The sequence below is a fragment of the Streptomyces sp. NPDC051662 genome (assembly GCF_040681655.1).
Classification (GTDB): domain Bacteria; phylum Actinomycetota; class Actinomycetes; order Streptomycetales; family Streptomycetaceae; genus Streptomyces.
Window position 1 is genome coordinate 579,433 of record NZ_JBFAZD010000001.1, and the last position, 25,788, is coordinate 605,220.

Genomic DNA, 25,788 nt, shown 5'->3' on the forward strand with positions numbered 1-25,788 from the left:
GGATGTCCCCGGAGCACAGCCGTGCCCGGCACCCCGAGGGTGCCGGGCACGGCGCGCGGGACCACGGTCAGGCGCGACCCGCGGTCTTCTGGGTCTTGCGGGTGACCGAGTCGATGACGACCGTGGCCAGCAGCACACCACCGGTGATCATGTACTGGATCGGAGTGGCGATGCCCTCCAGCGCCAGTCCGTACTGGATCGAGGTGATGACCATGACACCGAGCAGCGCGTTCCAGGTGCGGCCCCGGCCACCGAAGAGGCTGGTGCCACCGATGACGGCCGCCGCGATCGCGTTCATCAGCAGGTCGCCGGTGCCGGCGCCCTGGTTGGCCGCGGCGATCTTGGAGGCGATGAAGAGACCGCCGATGGCCGCGAACGTACCGGCGATCGAGTAGACCGAGACCCGGATCAGCGTGACGTTGATACCCGCGCGGCGGGACGCCTCGACACTGCCGCCGAGCGCGAAGACCTTGCGGCCGTAGGTAGTGCGCCGCAGTACGAAGTCGGTCGCCACCAGGACCAGCAGGAAGATGACCGGCGCGAGGGGCAGACCCTTGTACTGGTTGAACATGAACGCCGCGGCGAAGGCCACGATCGCGAGGACGGCCGTGCGCAGCGCGGTCTCGCTGACCGGCCTCGACGGGACCCCGGCCGCCTCGCGGCGGCGGTTCTCCAGGAAGGAGGTCAGGAAGAACGCCACGACCGCGACGAGGGCGAGACCGTAGGCCGCCGCGACATCGGTGAAGTAGTAGGTGGTGAGCTTCGCCACCAGACCGTCGGAGTTCAGGTTGATGGTGCCGTTGTCGCCCAGGATCTGGAGCATGAAGCCGAGCCAGAAGAGCAGACCGGCCAGGGTGACGGCGAACGCGGGCGCGCCGACGCGGGCGAAGAAGAAGCCGTGGATCGCGCCGATGACCGCGCCGCTGAGGATGGCGACCACCAGGGCCAGGAACTCGTTCATGCCATGGGTGACGCTCAGTACGGCCACGATGGCGCCGGACACACCACTGACCGAGCCGACCGAGAGGTCGATCTCACCGAGCAGCAGGACGAAGACGATACCGACGGCGATCATGCCGGTGCCGACCATGGCCACGGAGATATTGCTCAGGTTCTCCGCGGACAGGAAGTTGGAGTTCAGGCTCTGGAAGACCACGCAGATGATGAGCAGCCCGACGACGACCGGGAGAGAGCCCAGATCACCGGCGCGTATCTTGCGCTTGAACTCGGAGACATAGCCCGCGAATCCCTGCTCGCGCACCAGCAGCCGGGGGTCCACCGCGGTGACCGCGCCTTCCGCCGCGGCGGGGGCGTCGACCTGGGCGGGGATCGTCTCTCCCGGTGTCTTGCCCGGGGTCTTGTCAAGAGACGTGGAGGTGTTGTCCGTACTCACTTCTGAACCTCCACGGTGCGCGACGCGCGGCGGGTCACGGCATTGTCCGTGGCGCCGGTGATGGCGGCGATGATCTCTTCCTGAGAGGTGGACGCGACGTCGAAGACGCCGTTGTTGCTGCCCAGCCTGAGCACCGCCACCTTGTCGGCGACGGCCTTGACATCGGCCATGTTGTGGCTGATGAGCAGCACGGCGAGACCGCGCTCGCGCAGCCGCTCGACGAGGTCGAGCACCTGTGCCGTCTGCTCGACGCCGAGGGCCGCCGTCGGCTCGTCGAGGATGACGAGCTTGGGGTCGCCGAGCATCGACCTGGCGATGGCCACGGTCTGGCGCTGACCGCCGGAGAGCGAGGCGATCGGGATACGGACACTGGGAATCCGGATCGACAGTGTGGTGAGCAGCTCGCGCGAGCGGCGCTCCATCTCGACCTCGTTGAGGACGCCCCAGCTGCGGAGTTCCCTGCCGAGATAGAGATTGCCGACGACGTCGATGTTGTCGCAGAGCGCCAGGTCCTGGTAGACGGTCGCGATGCCCAGGTTCTGGGCGTCGTGCGGCCGGTTGATCGAGACGGGCCTGCCCTCCCACTCGATGACGCCGTCATCGATGGGGTGGACGCCGGCGATGGTCTTCACCAGCGTTGATTTCCCGGCGCCGTTGTCGCCCACGAGGGCGATCACCTCACCGGAGTGGACCTCAAGCTCTACGTCGGTGAGCGCCTGGACGGCACCGAATCGCTTGGAGACCCCTCGCAACGCCAGCACGGGCGTAGCGGTCACGTGAACCATCTCCTTCGCCGCCTGACCGGCGGGGATGCCGCGCCGGGGGGAGGCGCGGAGGTCGAGCAGAAGAGACGAGCAAGGGGGCCGGCCGCGCGGGTCCTGATCACGGATGCCACGCGGCACGGCGCGCGGGGCGCACCGGCGGACCGGGGTGGTTCCATCCGGCACCCCGCCCCAGCTGCGGGGCGTTGACGGGCGGGGTGCCGGACAGGCTTTCACCGGGGGCGGTCACCGGACGGTCCCGGAGCGGACTACTTCAGACCGATCGCGTCGCAGCCGGCCTTGTACTTGTCGGTGCAGATCTCACCGGCGGTGTAGATGCCTTCCTTGATGACCGTGTCGTTGATGTTGTCCTTCGTCAGCGACACGACCGGGACGAGCACGGACGGGACACCCTTGGTGGTCGGGCTGTCCACGGTGCTCTTGGCGATGGAGTCGAGCTTCTCGCCCTTGGCGAGCGCGACGGCCATCTCGGCGGCCACGGCCGCCTCCTGCGGGTAGGACTTGTAGACGCTCATGAACTGCTCGCCCGTGACGATGCGCTGCACACCGGCGAGTTCGGCGTCCTGGCCGGTGACCGGCGGGAGCTTGCTGAAGCCGGCGCCCTTGAGCGCGGTGATGATGCCGCCCGCCATGCTGTCATTGGCGGAGTAGACGCCGATGATCTTGTCCTTGCCGATGGCGGAGATGGCGCCCTCCATGTTGGCGTTGGCGTTCTCCGGCTTCCACTCCTTGGTGTCGTACTCCTTGCCGATGTTCACCTTGCCGTCGAGCTCGGAGTGCGCGCCCTTCTTGAACAGGGCGGCGTTCGGGTCGGTGACGGCGCCGTTCATCATCACGATCTGGCCCGACTTGGCCTTGTCGCCGAGCGCTTCGAGGAGCGCCTTGCCCTGGACCCGGCCGACCTCTTCGTTGTCGAAGGAGGTGTAGGCGTCGATCGGCCCCTCGGCGAGACGGTCGTACGCCACGACCGGTATGCCCGCCTCCTTGGCCTTCTTCACCGAGCTGGCGATGGCCTTGGAGTCGACCGCGTCCACGACCAGCACATCGACCTTGTTGGTGACCATGGTGTCGGCCTGCTGGTTCTGCAGAGTCGCGTCCTGCTTGGCGTTCGCGTAGACGACCTTGCCCGTGCCGTCGGTCAGCTCGCTGACCTTCTTCTCGATCAGCGGCTTGTCGAACTTCTCGTACCGCGCGGTCTGGTTCTCCGGCAGAAGCAGGCCGACCGTGATCGGGCCCTTCTTGTCCGACGCGGACGCTTCGGCCTTGTCGCCGGACTCCTTGGCGCTGCCACAGGCGGCGAGGGAGACGGCCATCGCGGTAGCGGCGGTGGCCACGGCAGCACGACGCATCTTTGCGCTCACTTCAAAAACCTCCCTGACGAGGCCGCGTCGTTGCGGCCGAGGTGGCAGGAAGTCAACTCCGGCGCGAGGCCAGCGTCAAGGAGTAAATCCTTAACGAGATGACAACGGTGCCATTCGTTATCTAAGTGAAGGCAGGCGTCCCCGCCGGGAGGGAGCTCTCCAGAAGAGTCGAATCGCCCATCTCACTCAGGACGAGGGCGAGTGCGCCGAGTACCTCGGCGCGACCGCCGAGCGCCCCCGGGAGCACCGACAACTGCCGTGCCGCGCTGGGGATCGCGTACCGGGAGACGGATTCGCGTATGGGACCGAGCACCAGTTCCCCAGCCTCCGCCAGATCCCCGCCGAGCACCACCCGGCTGGGGTTGAGGAGATTGCAGAGATTGGCCACGCCGCTGCCGATGTGCCGGCCGACATCGGCGATCACCCGGCGGCAGCCCGGATCGCCCTCCCTGGCGAGCTGGACGACCCGCTCCATGGTGAGATCCACGCCATGGCTGGGCTGGAGCAGCGGCAGTACGTAGCGGGCCGCCGTGAAGGTCTCCAGGCAGCCGCGGTTGCCGCAGCGGCAGACGGGGCCCGACTCGTCGAGCGTGATGTGGCCGATCTCGCCGGCCGTACCGCCGGGGCCGCGGTAGATCTGGCCGTCTATCACCAGCCCGGCGCCGACCCCGCTGGCGACCTTGATGTAGGCGAGGTCCCTGACCCCGCGACCGCTCCCCCAGACCAGCTCGCCGAGGGCGCCGAGGTTGGCGTCGTTGTCCACGTACACCGGTACGCCCAGCCGCCCGGCCAGCTCGTCGCTCGGGTTGATGCCGGTCCAGCCGGGGAGGATCGAGGTGGAGCCGAGCGTGCCCGACTCGACGTCTATCGGTCCGGGGACACCGAGGCCGACTCCGATCACCTTCTGACGGCTGACTCCGGTGGTGACGATCAGCCGCTCGACCAGTTCCTCGGCCCGGCCGAAACCCTGCGCGGACGAGGCGTCCACATCAAGGGGCTCCGACTCCTCCGCGAGCACCTGGTGGGCCAGGTTGCCGACCGCCACCCGCAGATGCGTATGGCCGAAATCCACCCCGATGACAATGCCCGCGTCCCCGCTGAGCGAGACGCTGCGGGCCCGGCGGCCCCCCGCCGAGGTGGGCGTGACCTGGACAGTCCCGCTCTCCTTCAGCTCACGGACGATATTGGAGACCGTGGCCGCCGACAGTCCCGTGCTTCTGGCGATCTCCGCCTGGGTGAGCGAACCGGCCATACGCACCGCGCGCACGACCCGTTCGAGGTTGGCCCGGTGCAGAGACGACTGCGACCCCGGAGTCTCCACGACTCATCCACTCCTGCCCTTGGCGGACGGTACGACCACCGCCCCCGGCCGGGGCCGCGCCAATGAGACCCCGACGTATCTCCAACTTGTGAACCCTAAGCTCAGCCTTTGGGGCGCCTCCCCGTCAAGACCTTGAGCAATCGGAACACGTCGAACCCGCCCGCCGGCGCGAGGCCGACAGACGGGTTCGTCCAGGTAACGCGCTACTTCAGCGCGCCGGCCGTCAGCCCGGCCACCACCTGACGCTGGAAGATGATGTACGCGGCGAGCACGGGCAGCATCGCCATCACGAGCCCGGCGAAGAGACCGGACCAGTCCCCCTTGTACCCCTGGCTGACGGCGAGCTGCACCAGCCCCTGGGAGAGGACCTTGTTGTCCGGGTCGGTGTTGAGCACCGTGGGCAGCAGGTACTGGTTCCACTGCCCGAGGAAGTTGAAGATGCCGACACTGATCAGACCCGGCTTGGCCATCGGCAGCATCACCTGGAAGAAGGTCCTGGTGTGCGAGGCCCCGTCGATGATCGCCGCTTCCGCCACCGAGGTCGGCAGCGTTCTGAAGAACGAGGTCAGGAAGAAGACCGTGAACGGCAGCGAGTACGCGATGTAGACCAGGATCAGACCGTGGATCGTGTTCAGCAGGCCCATATTGTTCATGACATAAAACAACGGGACCAGCGCGAGGATGATCGGGAAGCTCATCCCGCCGATGAACAAGTAGTAGATGAGCCGGTTCCCGGGAAACTCGAAGCGGGCCAGCACATAGGCCGCCATCGAGCCGAGCAGCAGCGTGCCGAACAGTGAACCCGCCACCACCAGAACGGTGTTGAGGAAGTAGTCGCTCATATGCGCCTGGGTCCAGGCGCGCGACCAGTTCTCGAAGCGCAGCGTGTCCGGCAGCGACCACGGCGAAGTGAAGATCGACTTGTCGTCCTTGAAGGACGTCATCACCGCCCACAGCAGCGGCATCGCGACCAGGAAGGCCCAGATGACGAGCACGCCGTGGGAGAAGACATTGAGCACGCCGCCGGTCCTCGACTCCTTGTCGGGCGGGGCGGCCGTCTTGGTCACGGGGGGCCGGGTCCGTACGGCGTCCGCCGGCGGAGGCGTGTCGGCGGGGGGAGGGGTCTCAGTGGTCTTCATCAGAACTCCAGCCGCTCACGTCGACCCAGCCGCATCACGATGGCGGCGAAGGCCAGCGTGACGACGAGGAGGGCGACACCGATCGTGGTCGCATAGGCCGCCTGACCGTCACGGAACGCCTTCTGGTAGACGAGCAACGTCAGCACATTGGTGGAATCGGCGGGACCGCCCGGTCCCACGGTCATGATCTGGACGACCGCGAAGGACTCCGCGCCCAGGGCGAGAATGCCCATATAGACCCAGCCGGACTGCACGGTGTCCCACAGCAGCGGCAGCGTGATCCGGAAGAAGGTGGTGAAGCGGCTCGCGCCGTCCAGCAGCGCCGCCTCGTAGAAGTCCTTCGGAATGGAGGCCATTCCCGCGGAGAAGAGTACGACGAAGAAGCCCGTCGTACTCCACACCAGGACGGCCATCACACACCACAGCGCGAGTTTCGGATCGCCCAGCCAGTCCGGCTTCACACCGTCCAGGCCGACCGCGCTGAACGCCGAGTTGATGGCGCCGCTGTTCGGGTTGTACGCGAACTGGAAAAGCAGGGCGACGATCGCGATCGAGAGCACTTGCGGGAAGAAGTAGACGATCTTGTAGAACGAGGATCCACGGACCCCCGCGATGGCCGCACCCTTCCGGCTGCGCCCACCGACATTCAGCATGAAGGCGAAGAACAGCGCGAGGCCGAGGACCACCACGGGCAGCAGGAGCGCGAAGATCAGACTGTGCTGGAGGGAACTCCAGAAGGTGTCGTCATCGAGCATCCGCGTGTAGTTGTCGAAGCCCACCATCGTGAAGTCAGGGCTGAGACCGGTCCAGTCCGTGAACGAGTAATAGATGGACTGGATGAAAGGCCATACGACGAAGAGCGCGTATATCGCCAGGGGGAATACCAGAAACCCCACAATGAACCGGTACTTGCCGTGTTGCATGTCTCCCGACCCCGAATCTCCGGCGGGTGCCGCCGTGCTGCCTTGGGGGCCCGTGCGACGGGCCGGAACCGGAAGCCCCGGCGGGGCCTCCGGTCACTTCCACTCCTACTGGTGCTTGTAGTGCTTGATGGAGGTGTCCTTGGCGGCCGCGTCGGCGAATTCCTGGCACTTGTTGATGGCCTCGACGGGGGTGAGACGTCCGGCCATCATCTCGCCGAGGGCGCCCACGCCGATCTTCTCCTTCTGGAGCGCCACGTACCAGTCCTGGAGCCGGGGGTTGAGCACATTGGCACCGGCCTTGGCCAGCGCGTCCACCCCGGCCTGCAGCGCGCTGGAGAGGGTGAGGCCGTCGGTGCCGCCGTTGAAGGAGCTCAGCGACTTCACCTTGGACGTGAAGTTCTTCGACGACGCCTCGCTGAGCATGATGCGCAGCTGCTCCATGCCGCCGTCGGGGTTCTTGGCGTTCGCCGGTACGACGAAGGGCTCGCCGCCGGACGCCCAGAGCGTGCCGAAGGGAAGCTTGTCCGAGCTGTCCAGGCTGGACGGCGCGGCCACCTTCATCTGGAAGTCCTTCGGCGTCGTCTTCGCCGCCTCGTTCTCCACCCAGGAGCCGTTCGGGATGAAGAGCGCCTTGCCCTCGGTCCACGCGGTCTGCGACTGGATGTGGTCGAGACCCGGGGTGCCCTGGAGGATGTAGCCCTTCTTGAAGAGCTCGAAGTACGCCTCGAAGGCGGACTTCACCGCCGGGTGCTTCCAGGCGTTGGGCTCCAGGTTGTCAATGGCGTCGAGGACCTCGCGGCCACCGATCTTGCCGATGAAGGGGTAGAGCGAGAAGGGAAGGTAGTACGGGTACTTGCCGGCGTACGTCCAGCCCGCGATGCCCTTCTTCTTGGCCTTCGCGCAGAGGGCCAGCATCGCGTCCCAGTCCTCGGGGTACTCCGCGTCGAGCTTGTCCAGCGCGGTCTGCGAGTACCAGACACCGTAGACGGTGTAGGCGTAGTAGAGGATCCACACCGGGTCGCCGTCGAACTGGCCCATCTCCACGACACCGGGGCGCAGCGTCTCGCGGACCTTCTTGGCCGGGTCGTCGATGGAGGGGGCGTCCAGCAGCGGAGTGAGGTCGGCGAGCTGCTTCTTGCCGACGAGAACACCCATATCCATCTGCTCGGCGCCCGAGTTGTCGATCAGGTCGGGCGGGGTGCCGCCATTGAAGCGCGGCTGGAGCACGGACTGGATCTTCTGGGTCGGGGTGAACTTCACGTCGGCGTCGGGGAACGCCTTCTCGTACTCCTTGACGGCGTCCGTGGCGTACTCCGTACCGAATCCGCCGTCGAACAGGACGAAGTCAAGAGGCGCGCTCGCGTTCACCCCGAGCGGGTTCTTCTCGGTCGCCTCTCCCTTGTCGACCTTCTTGTCGCTCCCGCTGTTGCCACTGGCGCACGAGGCCAGGAAGCTCATCGTCGGGACGGTGATCAGACCGATCGCGGCGGACCGCTTGATCACATCGCGACGGCCAAGGCCCTCGCTGTTCTGAGCGGAGGTGGATCCCATGCTCAAGTCCTCGCCTTCTCCAGGACTCAGGCGGTGTACCGGTCGCCCGTCCTTCTCTTCTGAGGCGAAGGGCCCCGCCACCGCGGTCAAATGAAGCTGGGTCGTGCGGAATTGGTGTGCTTGATCGTGCTTGGTCGTGCTCGATCGCAACGCTTGGGCGGACGCGACAGGTATAGTCCACTTCCCGTCGACGGGGCAAGATCGAAAGCAGGTTTGGACGGCAGTCTTTCCCGAGTTGAGACCTCGTGGATATCTGAGCCGGGTGTGTACTCATTCGACCACCTCGGTCTCTCAGGAATGAGCCATTTCGATCACGCCATCCCCGCAACACCCTTGACACCACACGTCACTTGGCCCCTACTGGACCCTGCGCTTCGTTTGACAACGTTGTCCAACTTGGTACGCAGGATGAAAGGCTCGGTATGCGGCAGAGAACCGGACCCCGGCACAGACAATGGCATACGGCCGCCCTGGTGGCGGCCGCCTCACTGCTCGTCGTCACGGCACAGTCGGCCGCTGTGGCACAACCCGCTCAACCGAAGCCGGCGGAAAGGGAATTCACCTCCTCCTTCGAGGCGGACGAACCCCAGCCGGACTGGCGTAATACCGTCGAAGTGGGACCCGACGGAGCGAAGCGGGCATCCGGCGTCGACGGCGGCTTCACCAACGGGATTCCGGGCAATGTCACCGACCGGGTCGTGGAGCTGCGCGCGAGCGGGGAGAACACGGGCGGCGGTGAGACCAAGGAGAACCTCATCGACGTCCAGTCGGCCACCAAGTGGCTGGCGTTCGAGCCGACGGCCTGGATCGAGTTCGATCTCGACGCGCCGGTCAAGGTCGTCACCTACGCGCTGACCTCGGCGAACGACCACGACGAGCGCGACCCCAAGGACTGGACGCTCCAGGGTTCCACCGACGGCAAGGAGTGGAAGGAGCTGGACTCCCGGAAGGGCGAGACCTTCACGGAGCGGTTCCAGACCAAGTCCTACGACATCGCCGTCCCGGGCCAGGCCGCCTACCAGCACTTCCGGCTGGACATCACGGCGAACAACGGCGCCTCCGACGCGACCCAGCTGGCCGACGTGCAGTTCTCCGACGGGGATACGAGCACGCCCGCGCCCCAGGACATGCGTACGCAGGTGGACCGCGGCCCCTCCGGCTCCCCCACCGCCAAGGCGGGCGCCGGATTCACCGGTACGAAGGCGCTGAAGTACGCCGGGACGCACCAGCCGGACGGGCGGGCGTACTCGTACAACAAGGTCTTCGACGTCCACACGGCGGTACGGCGCGACACCGCGCTCTCGTACCGGATCTATCCCTCCCTCCCGGAGACGGATCTGAACTATCCGGCCACGAACGTCTCGGTCGATCTCGCCTTCACCGACGGCACCTATCTGAGTGATCTGAAGGCCACCGACGCGCACGGCGGGCTGCTCACACCACAGGGCCAGGGCGACGCCAAGCGGCTCTATGTCAACCAGTGGAACCAGGTGGACGCCCGGATCGGCGCCGTGGCGGCCGGCAAGACCGTCGACCGCATCCTGGTGGCGTACGACTCCCGCAAGGGCCCGGCGAAGTTCCAGGGCTGGATCGACGACATCAGCCTGGCGCCCAAGGCTCCCGAGAAGCGGCTCGCGCATCTGTCGGACTACGCCTCCACCACCCGGGGCACCAACTCCAGCGGCTCCTTCTCGCGCGGCAACACCTTCCCCGCGACCGCCGTGCCGAACGGCTTCAACTTCTGGACGCCGGTGACCAACGCCGGTTCCACCAGCTGGCTCTACGAGTACAGCCGCGCCAACAACGCCGACAATCTGCCGACCGTGCAGGCCTTCAGCGCCAGCCATGAGCCGAGCCCCTGGATGGGCGACCGGCAGACCTTCCAGGTGATGCCGTCGGTGGCCGCCGGGACGCCCGACGCGTCCCGTACCGCGCGGGCGCTGCCCTTCCGGCACGAGAACGAGATCGCGAAGCCGCACTACTACGGCGTGACCTTCGAGAACGGTCTCAAGACCGAGATGACCCCGACCGACCACGCGGCGATGATGCGGTTCACCTATCCCGGTGATAACGCCAGCATGGTGTTCGACAACATCTCCAACGCGGGCGGACTCACCCTCGATCCGGCGACCCGTTCCTTCTCCGGCTTCTCCGATGTCAAGAGCGGACTGTCGACGGGCGCGACACGGCTTTTCGTATACGGCGTCTTCGACGCGCCGGTTACCGCGAGCGGCAAGCTCTCCGGCGGCGGTGGCGACGATGTCACCGGCTATCTGCGCTTCGACGCCGGCAAGGACCGTACCGTCAACCTTCGGCTGGCGACCTCGCTGATCAGCCTCGACCAGGCGAAGAAGAACCTCTCCGACGAGATCCCCGCCACCACTCGCTTCGAGCGGGTCAAGGACCGGGCGCAGAGCGCCTGGGACGACATCCTGGGGCGGGTGGAGGTGGAGGGCGCGGACCACGACCAGCTGACCACGCTCTACTCCAGCCTCTACCGGCTGTATCTGTATCCCAACTCCGGCTTCGAGAACACCGGGACGAAGTCCCGCCCGAAGCAGCAGTACGCCAGCCCGTTCTCACCGCAGACCGGGCCGGACACCCCGACCCACACCGGCGCGAAGATCGTCGACGGCGAGGTGTATGTCAACAACGGCTTCTGGGACACCTACCGGACGACCTGGCCCGCGTACTCCTTCCTCACCCCGAAGAAGGCGGGCGAGCTGGTCGACGGCTTCGTCCAGCAGTACAAGGACGGCGGCTGGATCTCCCGCTGGTCCTCCCCCGGCTACGCGGATCTGATGACCGGCACCAGCTCGGACGTGGCCTTCGCCGACGCCTACGTCAAGGGCGTCGACTTCGACGCGGAGGCGGCGTACGAGGCGGCGCTGAAGAACGCGACGGTGGTGCCGCCCAGCTCGGGTGTGGGCCGCAAGGGCATGGAGACGTCGCCGTTCCTCCGCTATGCCTCCACGGAGACCCATGAGGGTCTGTCCTGGTCGCTGGAGGGCTACCTCAACGACTACGGCCTGTCGAAGATGGGCGAGGCGCTCTACAAGAAGACGAAGAAGGAGCGCTACAAGGAGGAGTCCGAGTACTTCCGCAACCGCGCCCAGAACTATGTCTCGCTCTTCGACCCGAAGGCCGGCTTCTTCCAGGGCCGCGACCTCAAGGGCGACTGGCGGGTCCCCTCGGACTCGTTCGATCCCCGGGTGTGGGGCTACGACTACACCGAGACGAACGCGTGGGGCTACGCCTTCACGGCGGTCCAGGACAGCCGCGGGCTCGCCAACCTCTACGGCGGACGGTCCGGTCTCGCGGACAAGCTGGACACCTACTTCTCAACCCCCGAGACGGCGGGACCCGAGTTCGTCGGCTCGTACGGCGGTGTCATCCATGAGATGACGGAGGCACGCGACGTACGGATGGGTATGTACGGCCACTCCAACCAGGTCGCCCACCACGCCGCGTACATGTACAACGCGGCCTCGCAGCCCTGGAAGACCCAGGAGAAGGTGCGCGAGGTCCTGGGGCGGCTCTACGTCGGAAGCGAGATCGGCCAGGGCTACCACGGTGACGAGGACAACGGTGAGCAGTCCGGGTGGTACCTCTTCTCCGCGCTCGGCTTCTATCCGCTCGTGATGGGCAGCGGGGAGTACGCGATCGGCTCGCCGCTCTTCACCAAGGCGACCGTCCATCTGGACAACGGCCGCACGCTGGTCGTCAAGGCGCCGAAGAACAGCGACAAGAACATCTATGTCCAGGGTCTGAAGGTCAACGGCAAGTCCTGGAACTCCACGGCGCTCCCGCACGATGTGCTGGCGCGCGGCGGTCAGTTGGAGTTCGCGATGGGTCCGAAGCCGTCGTCCTGGGGCACGGGCGGGAACGCGGCGCCGGTCTCGATCCAGCAGGACGACAAGGCGCCGTCACCGCGCACCGACGCGCTGACCGCGTCGGGCCCGCTCTTCGACAACTCCTCCCGCACCTCGGCGCCGGTCGAGTCCGTGGAGCTGCCGGTGGAGTCGGCGACGAAGGCGGTCCAGTACACCCTGACGTCGGCCACGGCGGCGAAGGCCCCGGCCGGCTGGACGCTCCAGGGCTCGGCGGACGGCACGACCTGGCGCACCCTGGACACCCGCTCGGGCCAGTCCTTCGGCTGGGACCGGCAGACCAGGGTCTTCACCGTCGGCAAGCCGGGTACGTACGCGAAGTACCGCCTGGTGAGCGACGCTCCGTCGACCCTGGCGGAGGTGGAGCTGCTGCGGTAGCGGCTGGGCCCGCGCGCTGAATGGCGAGGGCCGTGCCCCGTACTCTCCGTACGGGACACGGCCCTCGATTCCGTCGCGGCGCCGTCTACTTGCGGATCAGGCTGCGCAGCACGTACTGCATGATGCCGCCGTTGCGGTAGTAGTCCGCCTCACCCGGGGTGTCGATACGGACGACCGCGTCGAACTCGACGCCCGTGTCCGTCGTCACCTTGACCGTGCGCGGGGTGGTGCCGTTGTTCAGCCCCGTCACGCCGGTGAAGGAGAAGGTCTCCTCGCCGGTCAGGCCCAGAGCCTGTGCCGAGGCGCCTTCCGGGTACTGGAGCGGCAGTACGCCCATGCCGATCAGGTTCGAGCGGTGGATGCGCTCGTACGACTCGGCGATGACGGCCTTCACACCGAGCAGCGCGGTGCCCTTGGCGGCCCAGTCGCGGGACGAGCCCGAGCCGTACTCCTTGCCCGCCAGGACGACCAGCGGGGTGCCGGCGGCCTGGTAGTTCTGGGAGGCGTCGTAGATGAAGGAGACCGGGGCGCCCTCGACGGTGAAGTCGCGGGTGAAGCCGCCCTCCGTGCCCGGTGCGATCTGGTTGCGCAGCCGGATGTTGGCGAACGTGCCGCGGATCATGACCTCGTGGTTGCCGCGGCGGGAACCGTACGAGTTGAAGTCGCGGCGCTCGACGCCGTGCTCCGTCAGATACTTCCCGGCCGGGGTGTCGGCCTTGATCGCACCCGCCGGGGAGATGTGGTCGGTGGTGACCGAGTCGCCGAGCTTCGCCAGCACGCGCGCGCCGGTGATGTCCTCGACCGGGGAGGTCTCCATCGTCATGCCCTCGAAGTACGGGGGCTTACGGACGTAGGTGGACCGCGGGTCCCACTCGAAGGTGTTGCCGGTCGGGATCGGCAGCGCCTGCCACTGCGCGTCGCCCGCGAAGACGTCCGCGTAGGACTTGTTGAACATGTCCTCGCCGATGGCGTTGGCCACGACATCGTTGACCTCGGCCTCGGTGGGCCAGATGTCCGCGAGGTGGACCGGCTTGCCGTCCTGGTCGATACCGAGGGCGTCCTTGGTGATGTCCACCTTCATGGAGCCGGCCAGGGCGTACGCGACGACCAGCGGCGGCGACGCCAGGTAGTTCATCTTGACGTCCGGGTTGATCCGGCCCTCGAAGTTACGGTTGCCGGAGAGCACCGAGGTGACGGCCAGGTCGTGCTCGTTGACGGCCTTGGAGACCTCCTCGGGCAGCGGGCCCGAGTTGCCGATGCAGGTGGTGCAGCCGTAACCGACGAGGTTGAAACCGACCTTGTCGAGGTACGGGGTGAGACCCGCCTTGTCGAAGTAGTCGGTGACGACCTTCGAGCCCGGGGCGAGCGTGGTCTTGACCCACGGCTTGCGGGTCAGGCCCTTCTCGACCGCCTTCTTGGCCACCAGCGCGGCGGCGACCATGACATACGGGTTCGAGGTGTTGGTGCAGGAGGTGATCGCGGCGACGGTGACGGCGCCGTGGTCGATCTCGTACGTCGTCCCGTCGGGCGCCGTGACCAGGGTCGGGCGGGTCGGCACACCGTTGGCGGAGGCCGGCGCGTCGGAGGCCGGGAAGGACTCCTTGCCCGCCTCCTCGTCCTCGGAGACGTAGTTGCGTACGTCCTCGGCGAACTTCTCCTTGGCCTCGGCCAGGATGATGCGGTCCTGGGGGCGCTTCGGGCCCGCGATGGAGGGGACGACCGTGGCGAGGTCCAGCTCCAGCTTCTCGGAGAAGTCGGGCTCGGCGGCCGGGTCGAGCCAGAGGCCCTGCTCCTTGGCGTACGCCTCGACGAGGGCGACCTGCTGGTCGCTGCGGCCGGTCAGGCGCAGGTACTTCAGCGTCTCGTCGTCGATCGGGAAGATCGCGGCGGTGGAGCCGAACTCCGGCGACATGTTGCCGATGGTGGCGCGGTTCGCGAGGGAGGTGGCGGCGACGCCCTCACCGTAGAACTCGACGAACTTGCCGACGACGCCGTGCTTGCGCAGCATCTCGGTGATCGTCAGGACCAGGTCGGTGGCGGTGGTGCCGGCCGGCAGCTCACCGGTCAGCTTGAAGCCGACGACGCGCGGGATGAGCATCGAGACGGGCTGGCCGAGCATCGCGGCCTCGGCCTCGATACCGCCGACGCCCCAGCCCAGCACACCGAGGCCGTTGACCATGGTGGTGTGCGAGTCGGTCCCGACGAGGGTGTCGGGGTACGCCTGGCCGTTCCGGACCATGACCGTACGGGCCAGGTGCTCGATATTGACCTGGTGGACGATGCCGGTGCCCGGCGGGACGACCTTGAACTCGTCGAACGCGGTCTGGCCCCAGCGCAGGAACTGGTAGCGCTCCTTGTTGCGGCCGTACTCCAGCTCCACGTTCTGCGCGAAGGACTCCGGCGTGCCGAACTTGTCGGCGATGACGGAGTGGTCGATGACCAGCTCGGCGGGGGCCAGCGGGTTGATCTTCGCCGGATCGCCGCCCAGCTCCTTCACGGCCTCACGCATGGTGGCGAGGTCCACGACACAGGGCACACCGGTGAAGTCCTGCATGATCACCCGGGCCGGGGTGAACTGGATCTCCTGGCTCGGCTGCGCCTGGGAGTCCCAGGAGCCGATGGAGCGGATGTGGTCGGCGGTGATGTTCGCGCCGTCCTCGGTACGGAGCAGATTCTCCAGCAGCACCTTCAGGCTGTAAGGGAGGCGGGCGGAGCCCTCGACCTTGTCCAGCCTGAAGATCTCGTACGACTCGTCGCCCACGCGCAGCGTGCTGCGGGCGTCGAAGCTGTTCGCCGACACGACAGTCTCCTTCATCAATGTGCGCGTACTACCGTCATGCTGCCGCCACGACTCCTCGCCGATCCGCTAAGGTAAGGCTTAGTTAGGTACCCCTTACCAGCTGGGCGGCCGCGGTACGCCTTCGGCAGATATCTCGATGTCGAGATAACTCTAGTACATGACCGCCGCTGGGTCATGCGTGGGTGACGGCCGTACCGTCCGCGCCCGATCCACGACAGCGTTCGCGCCGGTCGTCACTGGGTCGGCACGTTGTACGACATGAGGGCGACCTGCCGCGATCGGCCGGCCGGCACCGCCGGCACCCGCAGTTCGGTGATCGCGCAGTTGCGCATCGCCGGGAACACGCGTCGGTACTCGCTCCCCGGGATGCCGAGCAGACGGCACAGGACCAGCCGGAACAACGTGTTGTGCGCGACCGTCAGCACACGCTCTCCCCGATGGGTGTCCGCGAGCCGGAGCAGGGCCCCGGCACCGCGCGCGGCGGCGGCGGCCGGGTCCTCACCGTCCGGCAGCGGATGGGCGGCCGGGTCGCGCCGGAACGCCGCCACCTCGCCGGGATGGGTCGCTTCGAGTTCGGCGATGGTCCGGCCCTCGGCGATCCCGAAGTCGACTTCGAGCAGCTCCGCTTCGACCACCGCCGCCAGCCCCGTCACCCGGACCGCGGGCTCCGCCGTGCGCCGGGCGCGGGAGAGGGGAGAGGTCACGATCGCGTCGAGCCCGGCGCCCGCGGCCCACACACCGAGCGCCTCCGCCTGCACCAGGCCGCGCGGGGTCAGCTCGATGTCGCTGATACCGGTGTAGCGGTTCTCGTCGTGCCAGACGGTCTCTCCGTGGCGGGCGAGAAAGAGGGTGGTGCTGGTCGTCATCCGTGCTCCCGTGCGTAGGTGGCCGTGTCCGAGGGCAGCCAGCCGCGCCGTTCGAGTGCGTCGACCAGGGCGATGAAGGGCCCCTCGAAGCGCCGGCCGGCCTCGGGCCGCGGTTCCAGGATCGTACGGATGCGCACCATGCGGCGGGCCGCGTCGTCGCCCGTCACCGCGTGGGCGGCGAGCACGGCCATGCCGAGGGCGGAGTCGGCCTGTTCGGGGAGGGCGGCGGGGCGGCCCAGGATGTCCGCGCGCAGCTGGTTCCAGTAGCCGCTGCGGGTCGCGCCGCCGGTGAAGGTGACGGGCCCGTCGATCGGGGCGCCGAGGAAACGTACATACGCCAGACAGAGCCGTTCGGCGAGCGCGACGCCCTGGAGCAGCGCCGCGTAATGATCGGCTTCGTCGGACGGGCGGCCGAGGGTGAAGGGCTCGGCGTCGGCGGCCAGGAACGGGAAGCGTTCGCCTCGGGAGACGAGGGGGTACGCGACGACGCTCGCCGGCTCCCGGTCCGCCGCGAGGCGGTCGAGACGCGCGAGATCGGCGCCGGGGAACGCGTGGGTCAGGGCGCCCGCGCCGACGCTGGAGGCTCCGCCGGGAAGCCAGTGCCCGTCCGGGGAACGGTGGTTGTAGAGGACACCGGCGGGATCACGGAGCGGGGTGGCGGTGACGCCCTTGAGGACGAGCGTGGTGCCCAGAACGGTGTTCCACCGGCCCACCTCCCAGGCCCCCGAGCCGAGTTGGGCCGCGCAGCCGTCGGTCATGCCCGCGATGACCGGGGTGCCTTCGGCGAGACCCGTCTCGGCCGCCGCCTCGGCGCACACCGTACCGAGCGGGGTGCCGGGGGCCACCACGGCGGGGAAGTCGAGTCCGGACAGACCGAGCCGGTCGTGGACGGCGGCGGGCCAGGAGCGGGTGTGGAGGTCGTAGCCGGTCTTGAGGGCATGGCTGGAGTCGGTCGGTACGGGCCGCCCGACCAGACGCCCGGTGATGAAGTCCGGCTGGTGGCAGACGCGAGCGCCCTGAAGACCGCCATGGGAGTCGCGCGCGCCCGCGCCGGTCAGCCAGAGCAGTTTGGCCAGTGCCCAGCTCGGCTGGATACGGAGCCCGAGCGCGTCCCACACCTCGGCGCCGGTCTCCTGCGCGTGCCGCGCCTCGGCACCGGCCCGGCCGTCGTCGTACATCAGCGCGGGGGTCAGCGGCACCCCGCGCGCGTCGGTCAGCAGGACCGTGCCCGACGTACCGCACACCGCCACTCCCCGTACGCGCGCGTGTCCCCGCGCGGGCGCGGCGGAGGCGGACAGATCGCTCAGTGTCCGGCGGATGGCGTCGGCGGCGCCCTGCCACCAGTCGGCGGGCAGCTGTTCATGACGGTCCCCCTCGCGGTGACCGGTGAGCGGTGCGGAGCCACGGCCGAGTACCCGCCCGTCGTCGGTGACAGCCAGGGCGCGTACGCTCTGCGTCCCCAGGTCGACTCCCATCCACACGTCCTGGTGGCGTGTGTCCGTCAGGGGCTCGCGCACAGGCTCCCGCCTTCTCGTTGTCGTCCGGTGTTCTCGCGAATGTTGATCTCACGATGTATTTCACATCGCGGATGCGGATTCCATCGAGGGCGTCAGCACAGCTCAGCGCCCCGGACTCCGCGTCTCACCTGGTAGGGAACGGGCTGACGTGGCGTCGGACGGGTTGACCAGGCCATCGACCGTGCGGAACACTGCCGAACGGTACCTCAACAATCTATGTTATAACCTCAGAGCTTCATGTTAATCATGAGGTGAACAGGACCAAGGAATGTCACAGGACAAAAGCCAGCGGGGCCCCATAGAGCGCCGCCGGGAGATCTCCGATCATGTGCTGACCGAGGGATCGGTTTCGGCGTCGGACCTGGCGGAGCGGTTCGGCGTGAGCGTGATGACGATCTACCGCGATATCGACGAGCTCGAAAGCGAGGGCGTCCTGCGGAAGTTCCGCGGGGGTGTCACCGCGCAGCCCTCCGGGGTGTTCGAAAGCAATGTCGCCTACCGCAAGAAGTCCATGCGGCCGGAGAAGGAGGCGCTCGCCGCCAGGGCCGCGACACTGATCGACCCCGGTATGTCGGTGATGATCGACGACTCGACCACCGTGCTGGAACTGGCCAGGCTCCTGCCCCGTATCGAACCGCTGACCGTCGTCACCAACTTTCGGGAAGCGCTGAATCTGCTCGCCGGTGAACGCGGGATCCATCTGATGGCCCTGGGCGGCGACTACGACCCCCTGCACGACTCCTTTCTCGGGGTGCCCTGTGTGGAGGCCGTCGAGGCACTGCGGGTCGACATGTGTTTCGTGTCCACCTCGTCCGTCTACGACGACTTCGCCTTTCACCAGGAACAGCGCATCGTCGCCGTCAAGCGCGCGATGCTCAAGGCCGCGGGCCGCAAGGTGCTGATGATCGACCACTCCAAACTCGGCCGCACCGCGCTGCACCGGCTGACCCCGCTGTCGACCTTCGACCTGATACTGATCGACGACCGCACGCCGCCCGAGGTACGGCGCTCGCTCGACGAGAGCGGTGTCCACTACGAGGTCGCCGAGACCTGAGCCCGGCGCCGAGCCCGGTCGTGGCCGTTCCGCCTGTGCCGCCTGTTCCGCCCGTTCCGCCGACCTGACCGTCAAGGAGACCTCGACGATGAGAATCCTCGCCGCCGGTGACCACTTCGTCGCCCCCGATCTGTTCGCCCGGGAGCTGACGGCCGAGATCGGCACGGACCACACCATCGACCAACTGCGCCTGCCCTGGCCGCTGACACCCTTCGGGCCGGTCTCCGAGGTCGACGAGGCGTCCGGTGACGAGGACACCCTCCTCACCGCGCTGCGCGGGGCGCGGGTGTGTGTCACCCAGATGGCTCCGGTGACCCGCAAGGTGCTCGACGGCTCGCCCGACCTGCGTCTGGTGGTCGTCGGCAGGGGCGGACCCGTCAACGTCAACCTCGACGCGGCGAAGGAGCGTGGCGTCCAGGTGTGCAACACCCCCGGACGCAACGCGGCGGCCACCGCCGAATACACCGTCGGGCTGCTGCTGGCCACGATGCGCCGGATCCCGGAGACCTCGGCGGCGCTCGCGGCGGGCCGCTGGGCGGGCGAGTTCTATACGTACGACAACTGCGGTCCCGGTCTGGACGGGACGACCGTCGGGCTGATCGGCTGCGGCGCGGTCGGCAGCCGGGTGGCCCGCGCGCTCGGCGCCCTCGGCGCGCACGTCTGTCTCTACGACCCGTACGCGGACCCGGAGGCGCTGCGCGAGTGGGGAACCCCGGTCGCCGACCTGGACGAACTGCTGCGCCGCTCCGATGTCGTCTCGCTGCACGCACGGCTCACGCCCGAGACCCGCGGGCTGCTCGGCGCCCGCGAACTCGCCCTGCTCCCCGAGGGCGCGGTCGTGGTCAACTGCGCGCGTGGCGCGCTCCTGGACGAGGACGCGCTCTGCGACGCCCTGGAGTCGGGCCGGCTCGCCGGGGCGGGGCTCGATGTGTTCGCCGTGGAGCCGCCGCCCGCGGACTCCCGGCTGCGTACCGCTCCCCGCCTGGTCATGACGCCCCATCTGGCCGGGGCGAACATCTCGGTCGCGCACAACGCGGCGCGTATCGCCGCCGCCGAGGTGGGCCGGTTCCTGCGCGGGGAACCACTCGCCCATCGCGTCGGCTGAACGTTCGTCACGCTCGTCAGGCTCGTCACGTTCGCCGTACCGACCGGAGGAGACAGGGTGTTCGTCGGACTGGACATGGGAACCTCGATCGTCAAAGCCGCGGCCTTCGCCGAGGACGGCTCGGCGCTGCGGGTGGAATCGAAGCCGATCTCGCTCGGCGGCCACGGTGACGGTGTCGAGCAGGATGTCGACGAGGTGGTCCTCGCCGCCACCGACGTCCTCGGCTCGGTGACCGGCGGACGCGCGCCCGCCCTGGTCGCGATCACCGGTCAGGGCGACGGCCTGTGGCTGGTCGACGCCGAGGGACGCGCCGTACGTCCCGCGCTGTCGTGGATGGACGGCAGGGCCGGTGATCTCGTCGCCGGATGGATGGACGACGGGACCGCGGAGAAAATGTACCGGCGTACGGGGAACGTGCTCTTCCCGGGCTCCCCGGGGCCTCTGCTGGCGTGGCTCGACCGTAACGAGCCGGCCTCCCTGGACGCGGCCACGACCGCCGCGAGCTGCAAGGACGTCGTACAGCTGCGTCTCACCGGCGAGCGCGCCACCGATCTCTCCGACGCGTCGGTCCCCTTCCTCGATCCCCGCACCCGGACCTACTCCCCCGAGGCGCTCGCGGCCCTCGGGGTGGAGCATCGCGCGGGGCTGCTGCCGCCCATCGCGGCGACCCTGCCGTACGGGGAGGCCCATGGCCGTACCCCGGGGCTGTCGCGCGGCACCCCCGTCACCTCCGGCCCCTACGACCTTCCCGCGAGCGCGATCGGCGCGGGCGTGACCGAGCCCGGTGACGGGCTGCTGATCGTCGGTACGACCCTGGCGTGCCAAGTCGTCGTCGAGCGGGTCGCGTTCGACGACGACCCCGTCGGGTTCCATCTCGCGCTGGCCCGGCCCGACCGCCATATGCGGGCGCTGCCCGCGATGACCGGTACGGTCGCGCTCGACTGGGTGCTCGAACTCACCGGCACCACCCACGACCAGGTCTCCGGCATCCTGGACGCGACCCCGCGCGGCGCCCGGGGGGTCGCCGCGCTGCCCTATCTGTCCCCGTCCGGCGAACGCGCCCCGTTCGTCGACCCGACCGCGCGCGCGGAGTTCACCGGTCTCGATCTGCGGGCCTCGCGCGAGGATCTGGTACGGGGCATGTGCGAGGCGATCGCGTTCGCGGCCCGGCACTGTCTGGAGGCCGCGGGGCTCACCGGCGAGCTGGCCGTGTGCGGTGGCGGCGCGCGCAACCTCGCCTGGCTGCGGCTGTTCGCGGATGTCCTCGGCCGCCCGCTACGGGTCGCGCGGGGGCCGGAACCGGGCGCGCGCGGCGCCGTGCTGGCCGCGGTCGACGCGCGGGGAGCGGAGCTGGGACAGAGCCTGGACGTCGCGGCGTGGACCGCGCCCGACGCCGTGGTGGACCCGGATCCGGCGGGCGTCGCGTTCTACGAACAGGCCTACGCCGACTATCTGTTCCGGGTCGGGAGCGCGCGGACCCGGTGGCGGGGGCCGGCCGCCACCCACTGAGCGGCGCGGCCCCCGGTCAGCCGTACGGGCCGGGTGATCAGCTGAACGGGCCGGTGATCAGCCGTACGGGGCCCATCAGACCGGTGACGCGCTGCCCCGGGAAGACGAAGTGGGTCGGGCTCACGGCGTCCAGATACGGCGCGAGCGTGCCGAAGACGGTGATCTCGACCGTGCGGTCGCCGGGCCCGGCCGGTCCCGTCACATCGAAGACGTACGGAGAACACACCCGCACCCCGGCGGCGACGCCGTCGACCCGTACCTCCGCGGTGCCCCGCACCCGTCCCAGGTCGAGGGAGACGCGGCCGGTTCCGGCGTCGGCGGGCAGGGTCAGCACGCGGCTGTAGCGCACACCGCCGCTGTACTCGGCGAGGCCGCGTGACTCCCAGTCCCCGGTACGGATCCGCCCGGGGCCGACCTCGCACCGTACGGGGCCCGCCAGCGCGGCGCCGCCCTGGTGGCCGGGCCGGGTCTCCACACGGAGCGTGGCGGTCCGTGTCCCGGATGGGCCGTCGGCGGACAGATCGACGGTCACGGTATGGGCGCCGGCCACACCGCCGGAGCCGCTGCCGGAGCCGCCGGGGTCGCTGCCGGGGTCGCTGCCGGCGGCCGATGTCGCGGTACGTTCGTGGCCGTCGACGAACACGGTGGTCGCGCCATAGGTGTCCACCGTCAACCGACGTGTGCCCGGCGGGAGTTCACACCGGAACCACTCCACTTCCGGCCGTGCTCCCGGGACGGCGAAGCCGACCGGTACGACCGTGCCGTCATCGGCGTCGGGGTCCAGCCAGGCGGCGCCCGGGAGCGGATGCGGCCGGCGCCGCAGATACAGTGCGGCCGGGTCCCCCACCTGTTCCCGGCGCACCACGACCGGCACCGGTTCACCGGCGCGCTCGGCCCGCCATGTGCCGTCGCTGTGCACGGTCGTCACGCACCGGCCATGGATGTCGTAGAGGGCCGCGTCCACCAGAACGGCGGGGTCCTCGCCATCGTCCGTCTCCACCAGCAGTTCGTTGACGCCGGTCCGCAGGGCCGACGCGATGTCATGCCGTCGCACGCGCGGCACGGAGTGTTCGGCGTACGGGTCGAATCCGCCCTGTATCCCGACCAGTTGACCGTTGACCCGCAGCACACACCGCCCCCGGGCCGCGATCTGGACGATCGCACGGGCCGGGAGGTCCGCCACGGTCAGCGTCGTCGCCACGGAGGCCCGGCCACCGGGCACGAGGATCCACTCCGGGCGGCGGTAGCGCTCCGGATCGCGTACGAGTGCCATATGCGCGCGCAGGTCGACGTCCTGATCGGGCGTCAGCTCCAGTTCGAGGAGATGGCTCCCGGGCGCGAGCCGTACGGGCCCCATGGCGAGATGGCCGCCGTCGTCCAGCGCCACGGGCACGCCTCCGAGCCGTACCGTCTTCCGTGCCGCGGCCCCGACCGCCAGATGTCCGTCGAACGCTTCGTCCAGGAGCAGTTCGGTCCGGACGCGCGCCACCGTCCCGGCGGCTGCCGGGCCGATCCGCAGGAACTCCTCGGGCACATGCCCCTTGGGTCCGAGGACATCACGGTGGATCGGGTCCTTGTGGATGCCCCGGGTGTCGGACCATTCGAGCGGTGAGCCGCCGGCACTCTCGCCGTCGCGGTCGCGACCGCCGTCGAGGAGGAGCGCGTGCGGGCCGAAGGTGGCGTGCGCCCGGGGCCGGGCCGGATCGCCCGCGCGGCCCCGCCGGAACGTACGGCACTCGACAACGGCGCGGCCCTCACGGTCATCGGCCCCCACCGGACCCTCGGGGCCCGCGTACGGGCCGGGCCGCGCGAAGTCGCCCCAGGTGTTGTCCAGCGTCGGTACCAGCGTCATGTCCCACTCGGCGTCCGGCGGGACCTCGACCGTCGTACGGGCCGAGCACCCCACGACCGGACCCGCCGCGGACCCGGACCCTGCCCCAGCCGCGGCCCCGGACCCGGCCTCGGCCGCCGGAAAGACCAGTACCGCCGCGGGCCCTCGGTCGAACGGCACCTCGGCCTCGACAGCCCGTTCGTCGTCCTCGACACGCCGGACCGGTACGGTACGCGGCTCACCGCCGAAGGGATCGAGCAGTACGGCCGGCCCCTCCACATCCCTGACCCGCACGTGTGCGTGGCGCACATAGCGGTCGGGGTCGAAGTCGTAACGGGCGTCGATCCACCCCTGTGCGGCGCCCCGTTCATCGGGAGCCGCGACCGCGGCGCGGGTCGCGCGCGGCGCGTCGAACGAGGCAGCGGTCAGAAACACCACCGTCGCGTCCTCCACCCGGCGCGCGAGCGCGGGTACCGACGCCCGTACGACCGGCTCCGTCCCGGTCCGCGCCCGGACCCGCCCCAGCGCCTCGCCCAGATCGTCCGCCGTGGGGACGAGCACCGCCCTGCCATCGGCGAAACAGGCGCGCAACTCGTCCCGTACCTTGTCCGGTCCTGCGGCCCCGTCCTGCCCTATGACCTCCTCGGCGAGCGCGCCGATCGCGATCAACTCCCCGCCCGCCGAGGCGAATTCGATGAGCCGGAGCGCGGTGTCCTCTTCGAGCGCGGTGCACGCGGGCAGCACGACCGTCGCGTAGCTCTCACCCGCCACGCACAGCCGCGTCCCGTCGCCCGCATCCCTGACCAGGGCGCGGGCGAGGGAGTCGTCGTCGATCACATCGGCGTCGAGACCGAGCCGGTCGGCCACCCCTGGCAGGGTTCGGAACCAGGTCATGTCCCCGACGAGTGACAGATAGACCGCCTGGGCCCGGCGCGCGTCGGCGGAGACACCGTCGAGTGCGGCGCCGGTCTGTGCGGTGGTCGTGGGCAGCAGGATCGCGGTGTCGCACAGATGGCTGCCCAGGCTGAGGATCGCGCACAGCCGGGTGACGGCGTCGGCGAAGACGCGATGGTGCGTCCAGTACGGCTGGCGCCAGTCGGTGCCCGGCGGCGCCCACTCCCACCAGCCGCCCTTGGTCGTGTAGTAGACGGCGTGCGGGTTGTAGAGGGTCGCGCCGGCCCGCAGCCAGGGCAGGAGCCAGTCGTAGGTCTCCTCCAGCGTGCCGCCCCAGCCGGTGGAGTGGAACGCCTCGATCCAGGTCCGGGGCCTGCCGTACAGATGGGCGAGGGAGGAGTGGATCCGGGCATCCCCGTGATGGTCGGAGCCGGGCGCGGAGAACCAGCGGTGGGTACGGGCGTAGTCCGCGTACAACTCCACACCGGCGACCGGGTGTCCGGCGCGGGCCGGGTCCTGCTGGTCGCAGCCGACGACCAGCCCGTGCCGCTCGTGCCAGCCGGCGAGGGGGCGGAAGAAGGCCGCCTCGGCGAGTTCCGCGCGGGTCAGCTGGTAGTCGTGGCGGATCCGGTGGACATCGGGCCGGTGCGCGCCGTCCTCGTACAGGGCGTCCAGATGCCGTACGAGGTCGTAGCCCCGCCATCGCCGGAAGACCTCGGCGAACTCCGGTGACCAGGTGGGCAGGGCGGGCAGTTCGTCCTGGAACGACCCGACGACGACGGTCCCCAGACGGTCGCCGAGCCGTCGCTCGAACTCGCCGTGCACCCCGGCGAGCAGCGCCGCGCAGGCGTCGGCGCCGAGGTAGTCGAAGCCGAGGGCGGTGTGGTGATGGAGCGTCAGCCGCCACCGTCCGGGGCCGGGTGCCCGTACGGTCACGGTCCCCCCGTCCGCGACGAGGGGGAGCGGGATCGCCGGACCGACGGGAGATCCGTCGCCGTCGACCGGCTCCGCGTGGCCCGCCAGCGGCTGCCCGCCGTCGGGGCAGCGCAACTCGCCGGGGCCGTCGACCAGGGCACGTACGCGTTCGAGCCGACGGCCCGCGTACCCGGGCCGCTCGTCGACCAGACGTGCCTGGAGATCGGCTCCGGAGAATCCGAGCTGGTCGTAGAACCAGAGCCCGACGCCCAGTTCGCGCGCGTCGTCGCAGACCCCTTCGAGCAGGGCCCACCAGGCGTCGGAGAGGAACGGTGGGTCGTCGGCGTCGGAGCCGAACAGCGGCCCTGACGGCGCGAGGTTGAGCAGGACCAGATTGAACACCCCTCCCCGCGCGAAGCGTTGAAGCTGGTCGCGCAGGCGCGCGCGGTCGAGCCGTTCCCCGCTCCACCACCAGATGGCGGTGGGCGAGAACGCGCGCGGCGGTTCGGTCAGGACCTCCGCGATGCTCGTGGGGAGGGAGGGTCCTACGTACGTCATG

15 protein-coding genes are annotated in these 25,788 nt (G+C 69.2%); 4 read left to right on the forward strand and 11 right to left on the reverse strand.

Features of this window, described 5'->3' with window-relative positions; all coding sequences use genetic code 11:
• Nucleotides 1-67: 67 nt before the first annotated feature.
• The 7 genes from AB0M67_RS02495 to ngcE form a co-directional block, all read right to left on the reverse strand.
• A complete protein-coding gene (locus AB0M67_RS02495) occupies nt 68-1,393 on the reverse strand; it encodes a sugar ABC transporter permease (protein ID WP_365741733.1) in 1,326 nt (441 codons plus the stop codon).
• The gene (locus AB0M67_RS02500; RefSeq protein WP_365741735.1) at nt 1,390-2,178 is read right to left on the reverse strand and encodes an ATP-binding cassette domain-containing protein; all 789 of its coding nucleotides are present in this window, start codon (nt 2,176-2,178) and stop codon (nt 1,390-1,392) included. The genes AB0M67_RS02495 and AB0M67_RS02500 overlap by 4 nt, the downstream gene beginning before the upstream one ends.
• A 245-nt stretch (nt 2,179-2,423) precedes the next feature.
• On the reverse strand, nt 2,424-3,524 hold the full coding sequence (locus AB0M67_RS02505) for a substrate-binding domain-containing protein (RefSeq protein ID WP_365741857.1): 1,101 nt from the start codon (nt 3,522-3,524) through the stop codon (nt 2,424-2,426).
• Between the two features lie 133 nt (nt 3,525-3,657).
• Nucleotides 3,658-4,857, reverse strand: coding sequence for an ROK family transcriptional regulator (locus tag AB0M67_RS02510; protein WP_365741737.1), 1,200 nt, complete (start codon nt 4,855-4,857; stop codon nt 3,658-3,660).
• A gap of 203 nt (nt 4,858-5,060) precedes the next feature.
• Entirely contained in the window at nt 5,061-5,996 is a 936-nt protein-coding gene (locus tag AB0M67_RS02515; protein WP_365741739.1) for a carbohydrate ABC transporter permease, read from the reverse strand.
• Nucleotides 5,996-6,919, reverse strand: a complete 924-nt coding sequence (locus AB0M67_RS02520) for a sugar ABC transporter permease (RefSeq protein ID WP_365741741.1) — start codon at nt 6,917-6,919, stop codon at nt 5,996-5,998. The genes AB0M67_RS02515 and AB0M67_RS02520 overlap by 1 nt, the downstream gene beginning before the upstream one ends.
• 105 nt (nt 6,920-7,024) lie before the next feature.
• The gene (gene ngcE, locus AB0M67_RS02525) at nt 7,025-8,470 is read right to left on the reverse strand and encodes an N-acetylglucosamine/diacetylchitobiose ABC transporter substrate-binding protein (RefSeq protein ID WP_365741743.1); all 1,446 of its coding nucleotides are present in this window, start codon (nt 8,468-8,470) and stop codon (nt 7,025-7,027) included.
• Nucleotides 8,471-8,892: 422 nt separating this feature from the next.
• On the opposite strand from ngcE, the gene AB0M67_RS02530 reads away from it, so the two are divergent.
• Nucleotides 8,893-12,738, forward strand: a complete 3,846-nt coding sequence (locus AB0M67_RS02530; RefSeq protein ID WP_365741745.1) for a GH92 family glycosyl hydrolase — start codon at nt 8,893-8,895, stop codon at nt 12,736-12,738.
• A gap of 85 nt (nt 12,739-12,823) precedes the next feature.
• On the opposite strand, the gene acnA is transcribed toward AB0M67_RS02530, so the two are convergent.
• From acnA to AB0M67_RS02545, 3 genes are all read right to left on the reverse strand, one after another.
• Nucleotides 12,824-15,538 carry an aconitate hydratase AcnA gene (gene acnA / locus AB0M67_RS02535; RefSeq protein ID WP_365741747.1) on the reverse strand — a complete coding sequence of 905 codons (2,715 nt, stop codon included), beginning with the start codon at nt 15,536-15,538 and terminating at the stop codon, nt 12,824-12,826.
• 233 nt (nt 15,539-15,771) lie between these two features.
• Nucleotides 15,772-16,404 (reverse strand): histidine phosphatase family protein, encoded by a 633-nt coding sequence (locus AB0M67_RS02540; RefSeq protein ID WP_365741749.1) that lies wholly within the window; start codon nt 16,402-16,404, stop codon nt 15,772-15,774.
• Nucleotides 16,401-17,879, reverse strand: coding sequence for an FGGY family carbohydrate kinase (locus AB0M67_RS02545; RefSeq protein WP_365741860.1), 1,479 nt, complete (start codon nt 17,877-17,879; stop codon nt 16,401-16,403). Before AB0M67_RS02545 ends, AB0M67_RS02540 begins: the two co-directional genes overlap by 4 nt.
• Nucleotides 17,880-18,189: 310 nt before the next feature.
• On the opposite strand from AB0M67_RS02545, the gene AB0M67_RS02550 reads away from it, so the two are divergent.
• The 3 genes from AB0M67_RS02550 to AB0M67_RS02560 all read left to right on the forward strand — a co-directional run bounded on the left by AB0M67_RS02550 (nt 18,190) and on the right by AB0M67_RS02560 (nt 21,589).
• Nucleotides 18,190-18,975 (forward strand): DeoR/GlpR family DNA-binding transcription regulator, encoded by a 786-nt coding sequence (locus AB0M67_RS02550; protein WP_365741751.1) that lies wholly within the window; start codon nt 18,190-18,192, stop codon nt 18,973-18,975.
• 88 nt (nt 18,976-19,063) lie between these two features.
• Entirely contained in the window at nt 19,064-20,080 is a 1,017-nt protein-coding gene (locus AB0M67_RS02555; protein ID WP_365741753.1) for a 2-hydroxyacid dehydrogenase, read from the forward strand.
• Nucleotides 20,081-20,137: 57 nt separating this feature from the next.
• Nucleotides 20,138-21,589 (forward strand): FGGY-family carbohydrate kinase, encoded by a 1,452-nt coding sequence (locus AB0M67_RS02560; RefSeq protein ID WP_365741755.1) that lies wholly within the window; start codon nt 20,138-20,140, stop codon nt 21,587-21,589.
• A 37-nt stretch (nt 21,590-21,626) separates the two neighbouring features.
• Here AB0M67_RS02560 and AB0M67_RS02565 read toward each other — a convergent pair whose 3' ends face one another.
• Nucleotides 21,627-25,787 (reverse strand): hypothetical protein, encoded by a 4,161-nt coding sequence (locus AB0M67_RS02565; RefSeq protein ID WP_365741757.1) that lies wholly within the window; start codon nt 25,785-25,787, stop codon nt 21,627-21,629.
• Between the last annotated feature and the right edge of the window lies 1 nt (nt 25,788).

What these genes read in the sequence shown, in the direction of transcription:
- AB0M67_RS02515 (WP_365741739.1), bottom strand. Translation starts at nt 5,996, where the DNA reads ATGAAGACCACTGAGACCCCTCCCCCCGCCGACACGCCTCCGCCGGCG.
- AB0M67_RS02565 (WP_365741757.1), bottom strand. Translation starts at nt 25,787, where the DNA reads ATGACGTACGTAGGACCCTCCCTCCCCACGAGCATCGCGGAGGTCCTG.
- ngcE (WP_365741743.1), bottom strand. Translation starts at nt 8,470, where the DNA reads ATGGGATCCACCTCCGCTCAGAACAGCGAGGGCCTTGGCCGTCGCGAT.
- AB0M67_RS02520 (WP_365741741.1), bottom strand. Translation starts at nt 6,919, where the DNA reads ATGCAACACGGCAAGTACCGGTTCATTGTGGGGTTTCTGGTATTCCCC.
- AB0M67_RS02505 (WP_365741857.1), bottom strand. Translation starts at nt 3,524, where the DNA reads ATGCGTCGTGCTGCCGTGGCCACCGCCGCTACCGCGATGGCCGTCTCC.
- AB0M67_RS02500 (WP_365741735.1), bottom strand. Translation starts at nt 2,178, where the DNA reads ATGGTTCACGTGACCGCTACGCCCGTGCTGGCGTTGCGAGGGGTCTCC.
- AB0M67_RS02550 (WP_365741751.1), top strand. Translation starts at nt 18,190, where the DNA reads ATGTCACAGGACAAAAGCCAGCGGGGCCCCATAGAGCGCCGCCGGGAG.
- AB0M67_RS02545 (WP_365741860.1), bottom strand. Translation starts at nt 17,879, where the DNA reads ATGGGAGTCGACCTGGGGACGCAGAGCGTACGCGCCCTGGCTGTCACC.
- AB0M67_RS02555 (WP_365741753.1), top strand. Translation starts at nt 19,064, where the DNA reads ATGAGAATCCTCGCCGCCGGTGACCACTTCGTCGCCCCCGATCTGTTC.
- AB0M67_RS02540 (WP_365741749.1), bottom strand. Translation starts at nt 16,404, where the DNA reads ATGACGACCAGCACCACCCTCTTTCTCGCCCGCCACGGAGAGACCGTC.
- AB0M67_RS02530 (WP_365741745.1), top strand. Translation starts at nt 8,893, where the DNA reads ATGCGGCAGAGAACCGGACCCCGGCACAGACAATGGCATACGGCCGCC.